At 35.3% G+C, this 19,390-nt stretch carries 11 protein-coding genes and 1 CRISPR repeat array; of the genes, 5 read left to right on the forward strand and 6 right to left on the reverse strand.

What is annotated here, in order from left to right; all coding sequences use genetic code 11:
- The first annotated feature begins 6 nt into the window (after positions 1-6).
- Complete coding sequence (locus H6F32_RS21175; protein WP_395939586.1) at positions 7-153, forward strand: CRISPR-associated endonuclease Cas2; 147 nt, start codon at positions 7-9, stop codon at positions 151-153.
- 226 nt (positions 154-379) lie between these two features.
- A CRISPR array of direct repeats spans positions 380-2,259; the repeat unit is 37 nt; unit sequence GTTTCTATTTACCTAATCCCCGTAAGGGGACTGAAAC.
- A gap of 268 nt (positions 2,260-2,527) precedes the next feature.
- Here H6F32_RS21175 and H6F32_RS08160 read toward each other — a convergent pair.
- Positions 2,528-4,129, reverse strand: coding sequence for a bifunctional pantoate--beta-alanine ligase/(d)CMP kinase (locus H6F32_RS08160; protein ID WP_190368834.1), 1,602 nt, complete (start codon positions 4,127-4,129; stop codon positions 2,528-2,530).
- A 220-nt stretch (positions 4,130-4,349) separates the two neighbouring features.
- Positions 4,350-5,441: a septal ring lytic transglycosylase RlpA family protein gene (locus H6F32_RS08165; RefSeq protein ID WP_190368835.1), complete on the reverse strand. Its 1,092-nt coding sequence runs from the start codon at positions 5,439-5,441 to the stop codon at positions 4,350-4,352.
- Between the two features lie 1,030 nt (positions 5,442-6,471).
- On the opposite strand from H6F32_RS08165, the gene glsA reads away from it, so the two are divergent.
- Positions 6,472-7,431 carry a glutaminase A gene (glsA, locus tag H6F32_RS08170; protein ID WP_190368836.1) on the forward strand — a complete coding sequence of 320 codons (960 nt, stop codon included), beginning with the start codon at positions 6,472-6,474 and terminating at the stop codon, positions 7,429-7,431.
- A 256-nt stretch (positions 7,432-7,687) separates the two neighbouring features.
- On the opposite strand, the gene H6F32_RS08175 is transcribed toward glsA, so the two are convergent.
- From H6F32_RS08175 to H6F32_RS08185, 3 genes are all read right to left on the reverse strand, one after another.
- Entirely contained in the window at positions 7,688-8,572 is an 885-nt protein-coding gene (locus H6F32_RS08175) for a ParA family protein (protein ID WP_190368837.1), read from the reverse strand.
- An 88-nt stretch (positions 8,573-8,660) separates the two neighbouring features.
- Positions 8,661-9,245 carry a Uma2 family endonuclease gene (locus H6F32_RS08180; protein WP_190368838.1) on the reverse strand — a complete coding sequence of 195 codons (585 nt, stop codon included), beginning with the start codon at positions 9,243-9,245 and terminating at the stop codon, positions 8,661-8,663.
- A gap of 340 nt (positions 9,246-9,585) precedes the next feature.
- On the reverse strand, positions 9,586-9,783 hold the full coding sequence (locus tag H6F32_RS08185; RefSeq protein ID WP_190368839.1) for a hypothetical protein: 198 nt from the start codon (positions 9,781-9,783) through the stop codon (positions 9,586-9,588).
- A gap of 171 nt (positions 9,784-9,954) precedes the next feature.
- Between H6F32_RS08185 and H6F32_RS08190 the strand changes: the two genes are divergently transcribed.
- From H6F32_RS08190 to H6F32_RS08200, 3 genes are all read left to right on the forward strand, one after another.
- A complete protein-coding gene (locus H6F32_RS08190; RefSeq protein WP_190368840.1) occupies positions 9,955-12,483 on the forward strand; it encodes a mannose-1-phosphate guanyltransferase in 2,529 nt (842 codons plus the stop codon).
- 500 nt (positions 12,484-12,983) lie between these two features.
- On the forward strand, positions 12,984-13,433 hold the full coding sequence (locus H6F32_RS08195; RefSeq protein ID WP_190368874.1) for a phosphate-starvation-inducible PsiE family protein: 450 nt from the start codon (positions 12,984-12,986) through the stop codon (positions 13,431-13,433).
- A 294-nt stretch (positions 13,434-13,727) separates the two neighbouring features.
- Positions 13,728-15,074 carry a PrsW family glutamic-type intramembrane protease gene (locus H6F32_RS08200; RefSeq protein WP_190368841.1) on the forward strand — a complete coding sequence of 449 codons (1,347 nt, stop codon included), beginning with the start codon at positions 13,728-13,730 and terminating at the stop codon, positions 15,072-15,074.
- A gap of 49 nt (positions 15,075-15,123) precedes the next feature.
- Here H6F32_RS08200 and H6F32_RS08205 read toward each other — a convergent pair whose 3' ends face one another.
- Positions 15,124-19,125 (reverse strand): Eco57I restriction-modification methylase domain-containing protein, encoded by a 4,002-nt coding sequence (locus H6F32_RS08205; protein ID WP_190368842.1) that lies wholly within the window; start codon positions 19,123-19,125, stop codon positions 15,124-15,126.
- Positions 19,126-19,390: the final 265 nt, after the last annotated feature.

The raw sequence follows: 19,390 nt of genomic DNA on the forward strand, positions 1-19,390 counted from the left end.
TTAAATATTTCTAGTCAACAATTTGCTAATTTACAAAGTAAAATGGAGAGGTTGATTGAGCCTGATGAGGATTCTATTAGAATTTATGTACTATATTTTGGTAGTTTCCAAAAAATTATGATTTATAGTTCAAATGTACCTAGACAAAAGTAAGCTACTACTATATAATCAATACATCAGCTTAATTTTTTGGCGGACCTGGAGCGAGGTCAAAAACCCTGGGGGGTCCGCCAAATCGCCAGAACCTTGATAATTGAATAATTCTAGCGTTTTATTAGTTTCAGTTGGCGCTTAACCCTAAGCCTGAAATGAGGTTTTTTTTGAGGTCCGCCAAATTCCCCCCTACAGTCCCTTCGTAGACTGTGTTTCAGAGGGCGGGGTTTCTATTTACCTAATCCCCGTAAGGGGACTGAAACGCTCTAAAGGGTTTAAATAAGTGTATGAGTCGCCGTCCGTTTCTATTTACCTAATCCCCGTAAGGGGACTGAAACGAGTAAAATCCCTTACAGCCCTTTCTAACATAAATGTTTCTATTTACCTAATCCCCGTAAGGGGACTGAAACCTATGACAAGTATGAGTGAAGCATGGGGAATGAGAGTTTCTATTTACCTAATCCCCGTAAGGGGACTGAAACATACTTTCGAGAAGGAGGAGCGTATGTCATACTTGTTTCTATTTACCTAATCCCCGTAAGGGGACTGAAACTAATAAAAAGCATAAATATAATCCCGTAACTTCTTTGTTTCTATTTACCTAATCCCCGTAAGGGGACTGAAACAAACTTGTTCGAGGGGTTGCAATTCTCGGAGAGAAGTTTCTATTTACCTAATCCCCGTAAGGGGACTGAAACACATAAAAAATCCCCTCACTGGATGGTGTTGGTAGCACCAAGTCCAGTTTCTATTTACCTAATCCCCGTAAGGGGACTGAAACACGCCATATTTAGCGGCTTCGTATTCTATAGTCTTGTTTCTATTTACCTAATCCCCGTAAGGGGACTGAAACTAAGAATTATCAAAATAAGCTAAGAAAGAATTTATTCTGGAAAGTTTCTATTTACCTAATCCCCGTAAGGGGACTGAAACACGATTTATATGATTCTACTTCTTTCTGTAGTTCTGGTTTCTATTTACCTAATCCCCGTAAGGGGACTGAAACAAAACAACGGTTACAGCCATATTACAGCAGAATTGGTTTCTATTTACCTAATCCCCGTAAGGGGACTGAAACAGTCTATAAGGGAGTTAAGGGAATTAAATCTCCCTTTGTTTCTATTTACCTAATCCCCGTAAGGGGACTGAAACTTAGGATAAAGTTTCTGAATCTTTAACATCTTTAAAAGTTTCTATTTACCTAATCCCCGTAAGGGGACTGAAACACCCTGTTTTAGCAGTCATAGATTCTCTTACAGTTTGGTTTCTATTTACCTAATCCCCGTAAGGGGACTGAAACTCTGCCACTCAGCAAACTTCTTTATGATTCTAATCGTTTCTATTTACCTAATCCCCGTAAGGGGACTGAAACATCAGATGGGCCTAGGACTTAAACCAAGGGACTTGTTTCTATTTACCTAATCCCCGTAAGGGGACTGAAACATCTCTTTTGCTTCCTGCAGGGCTTCAGCAGCTTCAGGTTTCTATTTACCTAATCCCCGTAAGGGGACTGAAACATGGAATATACGGAGTGTCTAACTATGGAAAGTTAGGTTTCTATTTACCTAATCCCCGTAAGGGGACTGAAACATCCCAGCACTTCGCCGGTTTCCTCTCCCAAACCTAGAGAGGTTTCTATTTACCTAATCCCCGTAAGGGGACTGAAACTGCCCATCCGTAGAAGGACAACTTACCATCTTTGTTTGTTTCTATTTACCTAATCCCCGTAAGGGGACTGAAACATTTTAACCTTACTTTTTCTGCTCATAGTCTTCCAAGTTTCTATTTACCTAATCCCCGTAAGGGGACTGAAACCCAGCTGCAATCTGAAGTTTTTCATCATTATTTAATGGTTTCTATTTACCTAATCCCCGTAAGGGGACTGAAACAAGCAGTTCCCAAAAATGTTTGTCATCTACTCTTTGGTTTCTATTTACCTAATCCCCGTAAGGGGACTGAAACCGGGAAGACCAGAGATCAATTACCCCAAAGGGATTGTTTCTATTTACCTAATCCCCGTAAGGGGACTGAAACCCAACTATATACTTCATTATCTTGGATAACAAAGTGTTTCTATTTACCTAATCCCCGTAAGGACACTGAAACATTGATAGCTAAGAACGATTTTCCAGGTTTAATTTTGTTTGTAAGCTGTTGTGCCTTTAACTTGAATAATTAATACAAGCAAGATGCTTGTGCTACTGTAACTTCAGGTTTTTTAATTATACAGTGGGTGCTGCACATTAGCTTAATTACTTAATCCCCGCAAGGAGAGCAAAACCAAGACTAGAAAATCCGTAACTCCTTAAAGAAATCACGGATGTTATTAGTGCGGAGTGCAGGGTGTAAATGTTTCTCCTGACTACTGATCTAATTACCAATGCGACAACTGTTGATGGTAATAATTGACTATCTGGGCAATAACTTCTGATATAGTTAAACCATCAGTAGGCATTTCTATAGCATCCACCGCTTTTTGCAAAGGTGAAATTTTCCGGGTACTATCCTTATAATCTCTTTCCGCTATGTCTCTTTCCAGAATTTCTAAACTAACTTCCGGTTGGCCTTGTTGTTTAAAGTCTTGTTGACGACGACGCGCTCTTTCTCCTACCGATGCAGTTAAAAAGATTTTAATTTCCGCATCAGGGAAAACATGAGTACCAATATCTCTACCTTCTGCTACTAAACCTCCCTTTTTACCCCAGTTTTTTTGTTGTTCCACTAAGGCTTGACGTACTGCGCTTTGAGCAGCGATCGCTGATACTTGAGATGTTACAGCCATAGTTCTAATTCCTTGGGTAACATCTATATCATTAATCCATACTTTTACCGGAGTTTGCACATTAGGACTAGGAGTAATTTCAATCTTACATTGCTGTGCTAATTCAGCGATCGCACAATGATCATCTATATTAATTCCTGATTCTAATACTAACCAAGTAATAGCCCTGTACATTGCTCCTGTGTCCAGATATACTAGACCTAATTCCTGAGCAACTTGACGAGCTACAGTAGATTTTCCTGCCCCCGCAGGTCCATCAATAGCAATAATCGGCTGACGATGACGTAGGATAACATTGTCAATTAAGCGTGTAGAACCAAGACGAGCAGCGATCGCCAGCATTCCTTCCTCCTGAATTTTATTTAATAACATCAAAGTATTTGGTTCAACTAATTCAATATATTCCACAAAGATAGTGCTAACTTTGGCCATTTCTTGGCGTACTAATGCTATAAGTTCCCTACTGTCACGAACTCCAGCGCGAAACGCAGCCTCAGCTTGCCGTAAGCCAGAAGACAACACAGTTGCCTGTTCTTTTTCCGTTGCAGTTAAATATTGATTACGAGAACTCATGGCTAAACCTGATGGTTCTCGCATAGTGGGACAAGCAACAATCTCTACTGGCAGATTTAAGTCAGTTACTAGCTTTTTAATTATGGCTAATTGCTGACCATCTTTTTGTCCAAAGTAGGCTCTGTCAGGTTGTACCAAATTTAGAAGTTTGGTGACAATCGTGGCCACACCTTGAAAATGTCCGAGCCGAGAATTTCCACACAAGCCTTTTATCATATCAGATGGAGGGATCACTTGTGTTACTTGACTTTCTCCTATATTATTCGCATTTATTCCCAAAATTCCGGGAGTTGGTGCAAAAATCGCATCAACACCAGCCATAACACACAATTCTTGATCTTGTTCTAAAGTGCGGGGATAACGTTGATAATCTTCATTAGGTCCAAATTGTAAAGGATTGACAAAAATACTCACAATGACAGTGGAATTTTCCTGTCGCGCCCGGTGAATTAGGCTAAGATGACCTAGATGTAAATTCCCCATTGTTGGTACTAAACCAATGGCCGTTTGTTCCCAGCTAACTTGATTTAACAATAAATCCTCTGTAATTGTAGCTAGTGGTTGGTGACGACATTGTTGTAAATAGCAGCGTAAAGCCGCAACTGTGGTAAGCAGACGCACAAAAAACCCCTGTTATTAATCCTCTTACCCGTTAGTTTATCTTGAGAAACTAGAAAAAAGGATCAATAAATCAGGGGAATTTTAGCAAATAGGGCTTGCTGAAAAAGCAATCAAAAAGTGATCTGTGAGGACAAGGAACAGCTAAGAGAAAAATATCCTAACAATTGCGGCTACTGCCATAACAGCAAATCACAATTGAGACAATGGGCTTTATTAATTGTTAATTTTTTGTCCCTAAAACTTCAACTTTTACAGGGGCAACACCACTTCTAATCATGCCTAATACCCGCGCTGCACCAGCTGATAGATCAATAATACGTCCCCGAATATAAGGACCGCGATCGTTAATTCTTACCACAACAGACTGCCCAGTACGGGTATTAGTAACCCGGACTTTTGTTCCTAAAGGTAAAGTACGATGGGCTGCGGTAAGTCCTTCGGGACGATAACGTTCACCACTAGCTGTGCGACTACCAGAACCATCATAACCATACCAAGAAGCCATACCTTTAAAACTGGCCTTCACTCCAAGAGCATCAATTTTTGGAGTGATGTTGGGCATAACGAATGAGATACGTTTTGGTAAGTTGGGAATTTCCGTTAAAGGAGATGCGTTACCTATAAGTCTCCTGAAGCGATTGGTGGCTTGTAACGCATCTGTAGCTAAATCTTTTGTAGCATCAGCAAGACGAACATTCTCGCTAATTTTCACCAATTCTTGATCTTTGATTTTGATTGTATAACTGTCGTTGGGTTCTGGTCTTTTTTTGCCTTGCCACATCACTGTAATTTGGTTAGCATCCATTTCATCATCCACAATGCGGTTGATTTTAGCTGCTACTATTCCTGCTTTGTACATTGGATCTTCATCATCAGCTTTAGCTGACTGATCAAGATTCCACATATTTCCTTGAGTGGCAACTTTTGACGATTTTTCAGCGGCTAATGGAGTTGTATGATCTGTCAATTTATCCCAGGTTTCGCTATTTTTGATAGTTCCCTGTTTAGTTTCCCCATTATCTACATTTGCAGAGCCTAAAAATGTCAATACAGGAATATCTCTCACAAATAAAGTTGCTGCCTGTCTACCATTGACAATGTGAGAGTGAATTTTTGTAATCCCACTATCCGGTGTGGTTATTGTTGGTGGGGACTGATATTCACCAAATTTGACCACATCATTATCATTGTTTACAGGTGTTTCTGGGGTGACTGAAGAATTTTCTACAACGGTTTGCGCTTTTGCCACTGAAGGCAAACTGGCAACGCCTAGAGATACAGCCACAATAGTCCACAAATGTCTTTGATTCATGCTTCCGATGTCAAGTTAATGTAGAACGTTATACTTTGTGATTTCTAGGTTTTGTCACCACTGATTGTGATGCGCCCTGAAAAATCAACTCCGTCCTGTCTTCACCTTTGGTTTTGTGTTCATAACTGGAGTAGTCTACCATGAATTTTCTCGGCGGGGATCAGGGTTTTACCGTAGTTTTTTAGGACTAGATCCCATTTTTGGCTTAATAAAATTTATGAGATCTTTGATAATTGCAGATTTGAGTGATGTAACTTTTTTAAAAAAGTTTCCTGATTTTTTTGCAAATTGATCATGGAGCGATCGCTTTGTTGCCTTAAACCTCGCTCTTGGCATAAGCTGTTACTCAGATTTTTCTCTTAAATTTCCAAAAAATTATATGTCTAAATTAATACATATATATTAAATGGATAAAGTAAGAAATATTATATTTTATTTCTACTAAAAACCCTATAGAATAACGTTATAGTAGAAAATATCAATCTATATGTAGATTAAATAATACAAAAATTATGTGTATAAATATTTATGTAATGAAAATCCTATGTAGCATGAAACACAATTTTATCTAGTGCATTTAAGCATAAAATTAATATGATTTTTCCCATAAGTATTTTTTCTTAGCTGTAAGTAATCAATCAGTGAGAAAATAAAAAATAGTTGTAAGCGCGTGTACACAGGCAATAAAAGTAATTTTAATTACTGTTTTTACTAGTTTTTACGTAGTCATCCTAGTAAGTTATTATATAGATATGATTTGTAGGCTACATCAGACAGCATAAATTCTGCAAATAAACAGATGGGTGATATCTGACCCGATCTACCAAATCTTTACATGGCGTAAAACCTGTTATTATCAGGACTTACGCAACTGGCACATTGATAGGGTATGGTTCGACAAGCTCACCAACCACGTCAGACAGTATAAATCATGTAAATAACCAAATTGCTGATATTTGACGCACCCACTCAACAGATTTTTTAGTGTGAACTTGCGTAAGTCCTCATGATATAAATACTAGTTAGCTTTATGAATAAACCGGAAAATTATCTCATAGCAACATCAACAATCCCAGAAATTCTTGCAGAATTGCATTCCCAGTATCAAACCTTAAAGGATGGTGTAGTAGCAAACTACATTCCTGAATTAGCCAAGGTTAACCCTGATTTCTTTAGTATTTGTATTACAACGGTAGATGGACAAACTTACGAAGTAGGAGATTTTCAACAACTGTTTACTATCCAGTCAATTTCTAAAGTGTTTGTCTATGGATTAGCTTTAGAAGATCATGGACGAGATTATGTTTTAACCAGGGTAGGAGTTGAACCCACAGGAGACGCATTTAACGCGATTATTTTGGATGAACAGTCTAAAAGACCTTATAATCCTATGGTAAATGCTGGAGCTATAGCTACTACTAGTTTAATTAAAGGTAAAGGAGCAACGGAAAGGTTAAATCGTGTATTGGAAATGTATAAAAAATATATTGGACGGGATGTATTTGTAGATATATCTGTATTTACATCAGAACGGAGTACGGGACATAGAAACCGAGCTACAGCGCATTTAATGTTAAATTTTGGGATGATAGAGCAAAATATTGAAGAGTCACTAGATTTATATTTTCAGCAATGTTCAGCAATGGTAACTTGTAGAGACTTATCAGTAATGGCCGCTACTTTAGCCAATAAGGGAATAAATCCAATTACCCAAGAGAGGGCTATAGATAATCGTTATATAAAAGATATATTAAGTGTGATGTACACCTGTGGAATGTATAATTTTGCCGGAGAATGGGCGTATAAGATAGGTATTCCGGCTAAAAGTGGGGTATCTGGGGGAATTATTGCGGTAGTACCGGGGAAGATGGGTATAGGAGTATTTTCACCGTTGTTAGATGTGAGGGGGAATAGTATTAGAGGGGTGAAGGTTTGTGAGGAATTGTCACAACGTTTGAGGTTACATTTATTTGATTGTGTGGGAATATAGAATCTTTTTAGATACCTCCTTTTTCTTAAAATTTATTGTAATTTATCAACCATAAAACAAAATACAGCAGTTTCCGTTATTATGAGGTACAGGTGTTAATAATAAAACCCATGTAACACAGGCATCTTGCTGTGTTTACAGTGTACCTGATGTAGATGGAATGTGCTGTAAGTTGTTGTGGGACAAATTTTTGTCTTTTTAATTTAGACAAGAAATGCAAGCAAGATCCTTGCACTACTATAAATTTACAACTTCTCTACAACTTCTCTAATATTTCCTGAGTTAATTGCATAAAAGCCTTAGAACCAGCAGTATTAGGACTTAATAAAGCTACTGGCATAAAACTATCCACAGCTTTAGCAACATTCACATCTACAGGAATTTGTGCTTTACATATTTTCTCAACTCCAAAATCTTCCACAACTCGGTGCATAACTTGTTTATAGTATCTACCATTAAGTAAATTTGCATTGGACATACTAAAGACAATTCCTAACATCTTAATATTGATTTTTGCTTCATGTTCATGACTATCTTTTAATTTGGCAATGCGTCTTTCTAAAAGTTGAATACCTACCACAGATAACGGTTCTGGTTTAGCCGGTAAAAGGTAAAAATCACTAGTGGCCAATGCACTACGAGTCATTAAATTATAACCTGGGGCGCAATCTAACAGAATAAAATCATATTGATCACGAATTGGCTTTAAAATGTCTCTAATTAACACTCTCTCAAAACGATTCCAAATAATTTCAAAATCCTGTTCACCTAATGCTATTGATTGATTATGCAGCATTTCTGATACTACAAATTCATCATATAAATCAATATCTCCTGGGATTAAATCTAACCCAGGAAGATTACACATTTGTGGTTGAATGATCTCATCAATGTTTGCTGGAGAATTAGCATCAGGAGTAATGATTTCATCTATTAAATATCTAAAAGTTTTCTTTTGTTTACGACGTTTAGCAAAGTCTACAGGTGACATTAAACTGAGTGTGGCACTAATTTGACTATCTAAATCTAAGACAAGTACCTTTTTTCCGTAATTTTTGGCTAAACAAGTAGCTATATTAACTGTGAGGGTGGTTTTACCGACTCCTCCTTTCATATTTGCGGTGGCAATGACATATCCCATTTTTACTTCTCCTGACGCTTGATGATTTAAATAGGGTTTGAAAGTATAATTTTCTCTTGCTATTTTTTTAGTTATTTTATTATTTGGTTTACCAAATTTTAGCCATATTTAAAACAAAACCCGGTAAAATAGGATCACAATTCACAGTATCAGGATTTTCTAAACATTCCTCTATTTGTTCAGGACGGTAAATATAAACTCGACGATTTTTGCGATCAATTAATAACCCTAATTGTATTCCTGGTTCTTGCATATATTCGAGCATTTTATCTTTTAAAGGTTGTAAATTATCACAAGGTACTCTTAATTCAAGCACAAAATCAGGACAAATAGGTGCAAATTTTTGCTGTTGTTCTGGTGTAAGATTATTCCATCTTTCTAATTTTATCCAAGCAGCATCAGGAGAACGTTCTGCACCCGTAGAAAGTTTAAATCCTCCACTAGAATCAAAACAAATACCTGTGTTATCTTTTTGTGACCACACATATAATTGTCCAGCTATGTTAAAATTAAGATTTGATGTTTCTGAACCTGCTGGTGTCATAATTGATATATCTCCAAATTTATTTCTCTCAATCCGTAAATCACGGTTTTCTTGACAGAATTGAAAAAATTGTTTATCTGTCATCAGCATTGACGATGGAAAATGTAATATCAAAGGTGATGAACTCATAATTATTTCCTTCATCTGAAATGAAAATTAATTGTCAGCTGTTGTGCTTTTAACTTGAATAATTAATACAAGCAAGATGCTTGTGCTACTGTAACTTCAGGTTTTTTAATTATACAGTGAGTGCTGCACATTAGCTTAGCACAAATGTCTAATAATTCTTGTTTATCAACTATAGTAGGGAACAGAGAACAGAGTTGAAAGTCCTTTGGTATATAGTTTTTTAGGTAAATTCTGTATCTCATTCAAGTGCATACCGCTATAATAAATGCTATAACAAATTAAGTTTATTATGAACAATAAGATCCCTGACTTATTCAATAAATCAGGGATTTGATAACATCTATTGTGAACCTTTTAGCGCTTTTTTAAAATTGCGACGGTAGGAAGCATTAACGCCAAATAAGACAGGCCATAGTAACGATAATCCAACACGATTAATTAATGTTTGATTAAAATTTGTACGGTTAAAGCCCGTCCAAAATTTCCAAGCACCACCAACATAAATAACTAATGCTCCAAAAATTAGTAGTTTCAACATAATTATGATTTACTCCACTTATAAGCTATTACTAATCACCAATTACCTATTTTCCTTCAGAGATACCCCTTGTGGAAGTTCCTTAAAGATAAAAATCCATAAGACACTAGAAAAAGAATACAATATTTCTAGTCAGTTTTGATGCAGTCAAGACGGTCTATAGGAGGAATTATGCGTGCAGTATTAATGGCTGGTGGATCAGGAACGAGATTACGTCCATTGACTTGCGATTTACCTAAACCAATGGTCCCTATATTAAATCGGCCAATAGCGGAACATATCATTAATCTTCTCAAAAGACATCGTATTACGGAAGTAATTGCTACTTTACATTATTTACCTGATGTGTTGCGAGATTATTTCCAGGATGGTAGTGATTTTGGTGTACAAATGACCTATTCTATCGAGGAGGATCAACCTTTAGGTACGGCAGGTTGTGTAAAAAATATTGCTGAATTGTTAGATGATACTTTTTTAGTCATTAGTGGTGATAGTATCACAGATTTTGACTTATCCGCAGCGATCGCTTTTCATAAACAAAAACAGTCTAAAGCTACTATAATCTTAACCTGTGTTCCCGATCCTATGGAGTTTGGAGTGGTTATTACCGACAATGAAGGTAGAATTAATCGCTTTTTAGAAAAACCCTCCACTAGTGAAATTTTCTCCGATACGGTTAATACAGGTACATATATTCTTGAACCGGAAGTTTTAGCATACTTACCAGAAAATACTGAATCTGATTTTTCTAAAGACTTATTTCCTTTATTACTTGCTAAGGAAGAACCCCTTTATGGTTATGTTGCAAAAGGTTACTGGTGTGATGTAGGACATTTAGACGCTTATCGTCAAGCCCAATATGATGCTTTAAATAGAAAAGTAAAACTAGAATTTGCCTATCCAGAAGTATCACCTGGGTTATGGGTAGGACAAAATACCTACATTGAACCTTCAGCAATGATAGATACTCCTGCTATTATCGGTGATAACTGCCGTATTGCTGCACGAGTACAAATTGAAGGAGGTACAATCATTGGTGATAATGTCACAGTTGGAAATGATGCAAATTTGAAAAGACCAATTGTTTGGAATGGAGCTATTTTAGGTGATGAAGCTCATTTATCTGCCTGTGTAATTTCCCGAGGAACAAGAATTGATCGGCGATCGCACGTTTTAGAAGGGGCTGTGGTAGGATCTTTATCTACTGTAGGAGAGGAAGCCCAAATTAGCCCCAGTGTGCGGGTATGGCCAAGCAAAAAAATCGAATCTGGTGCTGTCTTAAATATTAATTTGATTTGGGGAAATACTGCCCAAAGGAATCTATTCGGCCAGCGTGGAGTGCAAGGTTTAGCCAATATTGATATTACTCCAGAATTTGCTGTGAAATTGGGTGCGGCTTACGGTTCAACCTTAAAACCACGTTCAATGGTAACGGTATCTCGTGATCAACGCAATGTATCCCGTATGGTAACTCGTTCTTTAATAGCAGGTTTAATGTCTGTGGGTGTGGATGTTCAAAACTTGGATACTACCGCCATTCCCATCGCTAGAACTGTCATACCTGCTATGGGAGTAGCTGGGGGTATTCATGTCCGCGTCCATCCAGAACGCCGGGATTATATTTTAATTGAGTTTATGGATAGTAAGGGAATTAATATCTCTAAGGGTGTGGAAAAGAAAATCGAAGGCGCTTATTTTAAGGAAGATATGCGAAGAGCGCAAAATCACGAAATTGGCGATGTTGCTTATTCTAGTCAGTTGATGGACTGTTATACCACTGCTTTTGAAAGAATGCTGAATGTGGACACTTTGCGAAACAGTAGGGCAAAAGTGGTAATTGACTACGTTTATGCCGTTTCTGGCGCAGTTTTGCCGCAAATGCTGGATAAATTTGGGGCGGATGCAGTGGTCTTAAATGCTAGTTTAAACAAGTCTGTAATTTCTACGGCTGATCGAGAAGTTTTATTAACACAATTAGGTCATGTAGTGGAAGCTGTTAAGGCTAATTTTGGTGTGCAGGTATCTGGCAATGGCGAACAGCTAATCTTAGTAGATGAGTCCGGTTTTCCCATTCGTGGGGAACTATTAACCGCTTTAATGGTGGATATGATCTTAACTTCTAATCCTCGCTGTTCCGTTGTTGTCCCTGTTCATGCTTCCAGTGCGGTGGAATTGGTGGCTCATCGTCATGATGGCTATGTGATTCGTACTAAAGCAAATCCAACAGCTTTGATGGAGGCTTGTCAAAAAAATAATAATGTGGTGTTAGGTGGTAGTGGCGAAACCGGTTTTATTTTCCCGCAACTACATCCGGGTTTTGACTCGATGTTTTGTATTGCCAAGTTAATTGAAATGTTAACAATTCAAGAGCGATCGCTGGCAACCGTGCGATCGGAATTACCCCGTGTATTCCATAAAACCTATACTTTACGTTGTCCTTGGACTGCCAAAGGGGCATTAATGCGTTATTTAGTAGAAACCCATCCAGCGCAAAATTTAGAATTAATTGATGGGGTGAAAATTCGTCAACCTTATCATGATAATTGGTTGTTAGTTTTGCCAGATGCCAGTGAACCTTTAGTGCATTTATATATTAATAGTAGTGACAGAGAATGGGTTGATGAAACGTTACGAGATTATCGTTCTCGTGTGCAATCTTTTGTAGAAAGACAACAGGAACATTATCGGATGGAGGTTTAATATTTGGGATAATTGATATTATTGGATGGTAGATATTTTTTCTACCATCATTTATTCAGTTGCAGGTTTTATAAACTTGATTTATACTGAAAATAAGAGTTTATGAAATTAGCTTATATGTCAAATTTACTAGAAAGAATTACAGTTAATCTTAAACATCAGGTTATTTCTCACAGCAAAAGAAACAATGTTTGTATCTAATAAATAACTCATTTTTTGCACTTCCTTTTCACAACTTCATCAAAAATAGCTACTTGTTCAGAAGTTAAATTATCGCTTCTGTCTTGGACAAAACCTATTTATATTAAATTTTACATAAATATATCTTTTTACGTTTAAATTTATTTTAAAAAATGTTGACGTGCATTTATTACCAATTTTGTTAAAAACTACTAAGAAAAATGATGAGGTCTTATCCTCTTAATGGTAGACTTCTGAAGAGAAAATTAATGAAAATTAATTTTTCCTTACTCAAAACTATTTTAGATATCAAAAGTCAGATGAAAAAAATCATCAAGTTTCTACAACATCTTACTAGTGATCAGAGTTTTATGCACCTAATTGAAACAGTGGAAGTAGTAGTTTCTAAACTACTTTCCTTGTTGATGATCTGTGTTATCTTTGCTGCTTTAGGTGATTTAAGCATATTTATATTCCAAGAAATTTTTTCTCCATCAGGAGGAGGTTTTAACCAAGCATTATTTAAAACATTTGGTTTGTTTCTGAATGTTTTAATTGCTTTAGAAATTTTAGAAAATATTACAGGCTACTTAAAAAAGCACGTCTTACAAGTAGAATTAGTTATTGTCACTTCTTTAATTGCTATTGCTAGAAAAATCATTATTCTCGACCTGAAAGTTACTGAAGGTATAGAAATTATTGGTTTAGGAGTGGCAATTTTAGCTTTGTCTATTAGTTATTTAATCATTAAAACTAGCAATTCTCGGTAATAACTTTAGTTTTTCTATTACCTATAAATGGTCAGATACTTAATTGTTTAACAAGTCAAGGATCTGGTTATCAATTAGTTATCAATTAGTTATCAATTAATTGACGATCGCTCTGTGATCATACCTTTTTTCCACAACATAGCCATCACACAAATATCTCATTTCTCTTCTTCCTTGTCTATGTTCCTCACTCTCACTATAAATGAGATAGGATTGCTATAGTGTATTTAGGAACTAAAAACCTGCTGCATCCTGTATCATACATAACTTAGTTTAAGCATAATTAGTAACTAAATGACAGGCAAAAACATAAGACAAAACGCTTTTTTAAGGCTAGTGTCTAATCAAGTAGAAGTATCGGGGGCTGCAACTCGCTACTCATTGCTTCCTGATCAAGAAATGGTTATTGGCCGCGATCCTAGTTGCCAAATAGTGTTAGATGCAATGACTTATCGCATGGTATCTCGTCGTCATGCGGCAGTACGTCCATTATCTTCATCTCCAGATGATAATTATAGCTGGATAATTTGTGATTTGAAAAGTGCTAATGGGACTTTTTTAAATGGAGAAAAATTAACAGGACATCAAGAATTACATTTAGGCGATCGCATTTCTTTAGGAGTTGATGGACCACAATTCATCTTTGAATATGAAGTTACTCCCCAAACAGTAGCAGTTCATAGTAGAGCTACAGTCTTATCATCAATTAGTGGTCAAAATCATTCATCTGGTAATCATGATACTGTAAGTTTTACCCAACTATTTCCCATTATTTCCACTGGCAAAGATTTAACTCGCAAAGCCTATTTAATTCCTGGTATATTAACAGTAGTTTTTGTGGTTTTAATGTTTGCTACAGTGGGACATCCCCAAGCAAACCAAGTCATTGTGGGTTGTTATATTGCTTTTGCAGCCTATTATTTTGTATATCAATTATGTGGAAAACCTAAACCTTGGTGGGTACTTATTGGCACAGCAATAACCACAATGTTAATTTTAATTAGCCCTTTATTAGAATTATTTATTAAAGTATTCCGCGAAATTTTACCTGGAAGTTTATCGGCATCACGCAATGATATTACCTTCACAGAATTATTAATTAGAATGTTTTTTGGTGCTGGTTTAATGGAAGAATTACTCAAAGCATTACCAGTATTAGGAGCATATTACATTGGTAAATCTTTGCGATCGCCCTGGAAAGAAAAAATTGGTATTAGTGAACCTTTAGACGGTATTCTCTTAGGAACAGCCTCTGCCGTAGGTTTTACATTATTAGAAACTTTAGGTCAATATGTCCCCCTCATTTCCCAAAATTCTGGGGAATTAGTCGGTTTACAACTATTAATACCCCGTATTTTAGGTTCTGTAGCTGGACACATGGCTTACAGTGGTTATTTAGGTTATTTTATTGGTTTAGCGGTGCTGAAACCTGTTCTCAGATGGCAGATTTTAGCTGTAGGATATTTTAGCGCGTCTGCACTCCACGCATTATGGAATGCCACAGGCTCAATCAATGCCTTTTTGTTAGTAGTAGTAGGTGTATTATCTTATGCATTCTTAATGGCAGCAATTCTCAAAGCGAGAGTATTATCACCAACTAGATCACAAAACTTTGCTACACGGTTTATTGAACCAAAGTAGGATTAATTGTAGGGGTAATTCATGAATTACCCCTACACAAGAAATCACTCTATTCACCTGCAATTATAGCTTTTTCTTCCTCTGTTAAACCATATAATTTATAAACAATTTCATCAATTAACCAATCACATTGTTTCAGTTGTTTTTTGATTGGTAAGAGAATATTTAAACTAGATTGATATTCTTTTGATAGTGTTTCCTGTGCTTGTCTGGAAGTAATATCAATTTTCACTTTTTTCTTATTTTTCTTGAGAATATCAATTAATTCATCCAAAGTTAAATGGTTATCTGACTGGGTTTGTTTATAATAATCACCTAAATAATTTTGAATTTTTGATTTATTGGTAAGGTTATCAATTTCAGTACCGATAAATCTTGCTAACCATGTTAAAAATCCTTTGGTTTCTGTTTGTTTTTGTTGATTTAGAGAGATCATTTGTTCTGCTAAATATGCGAGTAAGTCATGAATTACATCTGCTTGGGATGGTTGTTGGTTGAGGTGGTTTTCCACTTGAGACAGGAGAATATTAAGATTACCATTGATTTGATATTGTTGGTAAAGGTTGATTGTATTTTCTAAATATTCTTGGCGTTTTTCTGGGAGAGTTGTAAAGGATATTTCACGAATAGGAAGATATTGAATATATTCTCTAAATCTAAGATAACCACCACGAATAGTCAAAGCACCAAATAGAAGTTTATAAAGAAAATCACTTAAAGGAGAATTAAGAATAGCAGCTAAAAAACTAACATTTACTTCTTCATTGGATTTAGGGACAATAATATACACTGTATTCAGAGCATAATAATATGAATTTTCATGAGAAATATCAAGTCCTACAGTTAGAAATTTCCCGATATCCTTAACCACAATTTTTTTCTGTTCAAAAAGTTCCTCAGATTTTGGATTATATAATTTTTTTTGATCATAAATTAAATATCTACCTTCCCAATTAATCCAGTATTTTTCCACTTCTTCCGCATCAATGATTGGTTTAGTTCGTGTTTTTATTGATACTTGTGATTCTAAAATCTTAGAATATTGACTAGTAGTAAGTATAAGTTCATCTCTAAGTTTTTTACTACCTATGCGAATACATTGTTCTATATCACATTTATCTCGAATAAACATTGAATTTAAATAAGTTTTCTCATATATTTTCCATCTAATGTCATCAAGAAATAAGGAAAAAATATTTACTGGAGTTTTCAAAAATCTATTTTGAGGAATTAATTTACCAGCACAAACACCATTTAACTCTCCTTGTTTCATATCTAAAATATATAATGGTTCATCTAAAATAAAGACACTTGTATCTATTAAGTGATTATCTGTTATAACCTGATTTTTAAAGATAGATATAACTGTATATGTTGCTGCTTCTGGAAAAATACTCTCAGCTTTTGCTAAATCTACAAGATTTAAGATAGTTGTTTTTTGTAGTAGCTTTTTTCTCAGAAAGTTACCATAACCATACACAAAATATTTATTGGGAGTAATTACACCACATATTCCCTCAATTTTTAATATATCAAGAGCTTTATCAAAAAATAGTATATAAATATCAACTCTTCCTTGAGCAGAATTATAAGTTTTTAAAAGATAATCTCTTTCTTGAACATCAATATTTAAAACATTGACATAAGGAGGATTTCCAATAACAGCATCAAACCCAGAATTATCCTTCCAACTTGCATTTTCTAAATCAATAAACACCTCTGGAAATTCCAAATCCCAATGAAAAAACCGCTTTTCCTCAAACAACATTCTCGCACTTTCATAAACTGCAAAATCAGCAGCATTCATACCTTCAACATTAACAGAAATTGCATTAGTACCAAACCTTTCTAACCAATTCTTAGCTTGTTTAACACCAAAAAATTGCGAAACATAAACATCTAACAACCTTTTATAAGGTTTAGCAGCTTTATCAAACTCCTTAAACAACCTTTCGCTAGTTTCCACCTCCGCAAAATTCGCATCACTTAACGTACTCACACCGCGCATAATTTCCGCAGCACGTAATAAACCCACAAAAGGACCAGTTAATAAATTTAATTGAAAACTATAACTTCCACTTTCCTCCTTAACCATCTTACTTTCAGCTTCTCGCGCAGTAGTACCAATTAGCGAATTTCCACAGCGTAAATGATGATCCAAAAAACTCAAAGGAGCGCCAATAGTGAAAGAATGTAACCATAAACTCACCTTAGCTAATTCTACCGCCATCAGGTTTAAATCCACACCATAAATACAGCGTTTCATAACTACCCGTTGTAAAAGTTGAGTATCTTCTAACTTATTCACATCAATAGTAATACCCTGCTGTTGTAAATTTTGTAAAATACTATTGCGGGTAACTTCCAACATTTGCAAAACCGGATTATATTCAGGATATTCATTTAAAATGGCGATTAATTCATCAGTTAAAAAATCAACAGCTTCCACTAAAAAATGTCCGCTTCCCATCGCAGGATCACAAATTTTAATATCTAATAGAGTATTTTGTGCTTTTCTTTCTAAACGTTGTAAATCTTTTTGTAAACCTTTATTACTTTGTACTCCTAACCTACCATCTGCCATTTTTTCATGTAATTGGTGAATTTGCATCATTAAATCTGCAAATTGTTGTTTTCTTTCCTGTAAAATCGGTTTGAGAGTATGACTAACAATGTATTTAACAATATAATCAGGAGTATAATAAGAACCTGTAGCTTTACGTTCACCTTTATCATTTTCTAAATGAACTTTACCCTTATTTCCATCTTCAATAACTAAACAATATTCTAATAAACCTTCATAAATTGAACCCAATTGTCGCACACCCAAAAAACTATAGTCAATGGGCAATTTTTCAAACCTTGCTAACTTATCTAAAGCAGGAAATAACACAGCATCAGATAATTGATATTCATACAAAAAGTAATTATCAGGATAATCTTTAATATCCTCAACTTTATGAAAATCACAATGAAATAAACCACCATTATAACGGGGTACTTCTAAAGCAGCATCTCCTCTATCTACAATTTCAAATAAACCTAATAAACTCTTATAAATTTTTGTGGAAGTTTGACTTAATGTTTTTTGTTTATCAACACTTTCCGCTATTTCTTGAGTAATTTTAATTAAACTATAATCACGGTAAGCTGTAGTAATTGGTAAGAGATTCCTAGCTTCAGCATAGAGGATAAATAACAACTTATATAAAAATGATAAAGTAGCAGCATAAACCTGTTTTGTTTCTACAGTTTTTCCCCGTCGTATTCCATCAGCAACAAAACCTCCCGCTAACTGAGGAAATATCTGTTCAAACACCAAAGTTTTTAACTCATTTCCTACTTGAGTCGCATAGGTTGTACTTCCTTCTCTGACTCTTTCTAAAAAGTTTTTGTTGTAATTATCTTTGATAAAAGCAGCACTTCTAAAAAATAACCAAAAATATTTAAACTTCTCTAAATCTGCACCTTCTAATAATTCTACCAAATCTATAGGATAAAATTCCGTTGCGGTAGAAGACGCTTGACGATAATATAAACGCCATTCTTTACCATTGGTTAAAATTCCCCAGTCAACATTTGTACCTGTAAGATAACTAGAAATTTGAAAAGATGGATTTTCATTTTTATAAATATCTCGTTTATCATTAGCAGAAACCTTACTTAATTGTCTTTCCCAATATTTAGCTTCTGCTATTACTAAAACCTTGCTATAAAATGCAGTTTCATTATTTTGTAAAGTATAAGCTACATCGCGTTCACTTTCATTAGCAAACAAAGCATAATCAGGACGTTCCGCCCTACCTTTACCGCGAGTTACAACTTGAGGAATAGTTTTAAAGCCTAATAATTCTAAAACGGGCTTAATAAACACATCTTCAGTTTGGGATTCATTGAGAGTAGGTAAAATGGCTTTTTTGGATAAATAAAGATTTTTTAATGTCTCAAAATTCGCAGTAACATCTATTTGCCATTCGGGAGTTTCTTGAATGCGAAATGTTAAATAATGTTGAGAAAATAAGGGCTTATTGGATTTTTGTGTATCTGTCATTATATTAAGCCTTAAATAGTAGATACAGTGGCTTATAATATTAACAAATAACGAACAAGAAATTCACACAAAACACAAAATTAATACAAATGTTAATGTCAAGAAGTAATCGTAGGGTGAGTTAGCGATAGCGTAACGCACCATATAAGATAAATTATATATGGTGTATTATTCTTATTAGTAATTTTAGTAGCGTAACGCACCACATATACAGCACATTTCATCTACATGAGATACACTATGAACAGGCAAGATACCTGTGTTA

Source organism: Anabaena sp. FACHB-1237, from assembly GCF_014696225.1.
Classification (GTDB): Bacteria; Cyanobacteriota; Cyanobacteriia; order Cyanobacteriales; family Nostocaceae; genus FACHB-1237.

What these genes read in the sequence shown, in the direction of transcription:
- H6F32_RS08165 (WP_190368835.1), bottom strand. Translation starts at nt 5,441, where the DNA reads ATGAATCAAAGACATTTGTGGACTATTGTGGCTGTATCTCTAGGCGTT.
- glsA (WP_190368836.1), top strand. Translation starts at nt 6,472, where the DNA reads ATGAATAAACCGGAAAATTATCTCATAGCAACATCAACAATCCCAGAA.
- H6F32_RS08175 (WP_190368837.1), bottom strand. Translation starts at nt 8,572, where the DNA reads ATGGGATATGTCATTGCCACCGCAAATATGAAAGGAGGAGTCGGTAAA.
- H6F32_RS08180 (WP_190368838.1), bottom strand. Translation starts at nt 9,245, where the DNA reads ATGAGTTCATCACCTTTGATATTACATTTTCCATCGTCAATGCTGATG.
- H6F32_RS08185 (WP_190368839.1), bottom strand. Translation starts at nt 9,783, where the DNA reads ATGTTGAAACTACTAATTTTTGGAGCATTAGTTATTTATGTTGGTGGT.
- H6F32_RS08190 (WP_190368840.1), top strand. Translation starts at nt 9,955, where the DNA reads ATGCGTGCAGTATTAATGGCTGGTGGATCAGGAACGAGATTACGTCCA.
- H6F32_RS08195 (WP_190368874.1), top strand. Translation starts at nt 12,984, where the DNA reads ATGAAAAAAATCATCAAGTTTCTACAACATCTTACTAGTGATCAGAGT.
- H6F32_RS08200 (WP_190368841.1), top strand. Translation starts at nt 13,728, where the DNA reads ATGACAGGCAAAAACATAAGACAAAACGCTTTTTTAAGGCTAGTGTCT.
- H6F32_RS08205 (WP_190368842.1), bottom strand. Translation starts at nt 19,125, where the DNA reads ATGACAGATACACAAAAATCCAATAAGCCCTTATTTTCTCAACATTAT.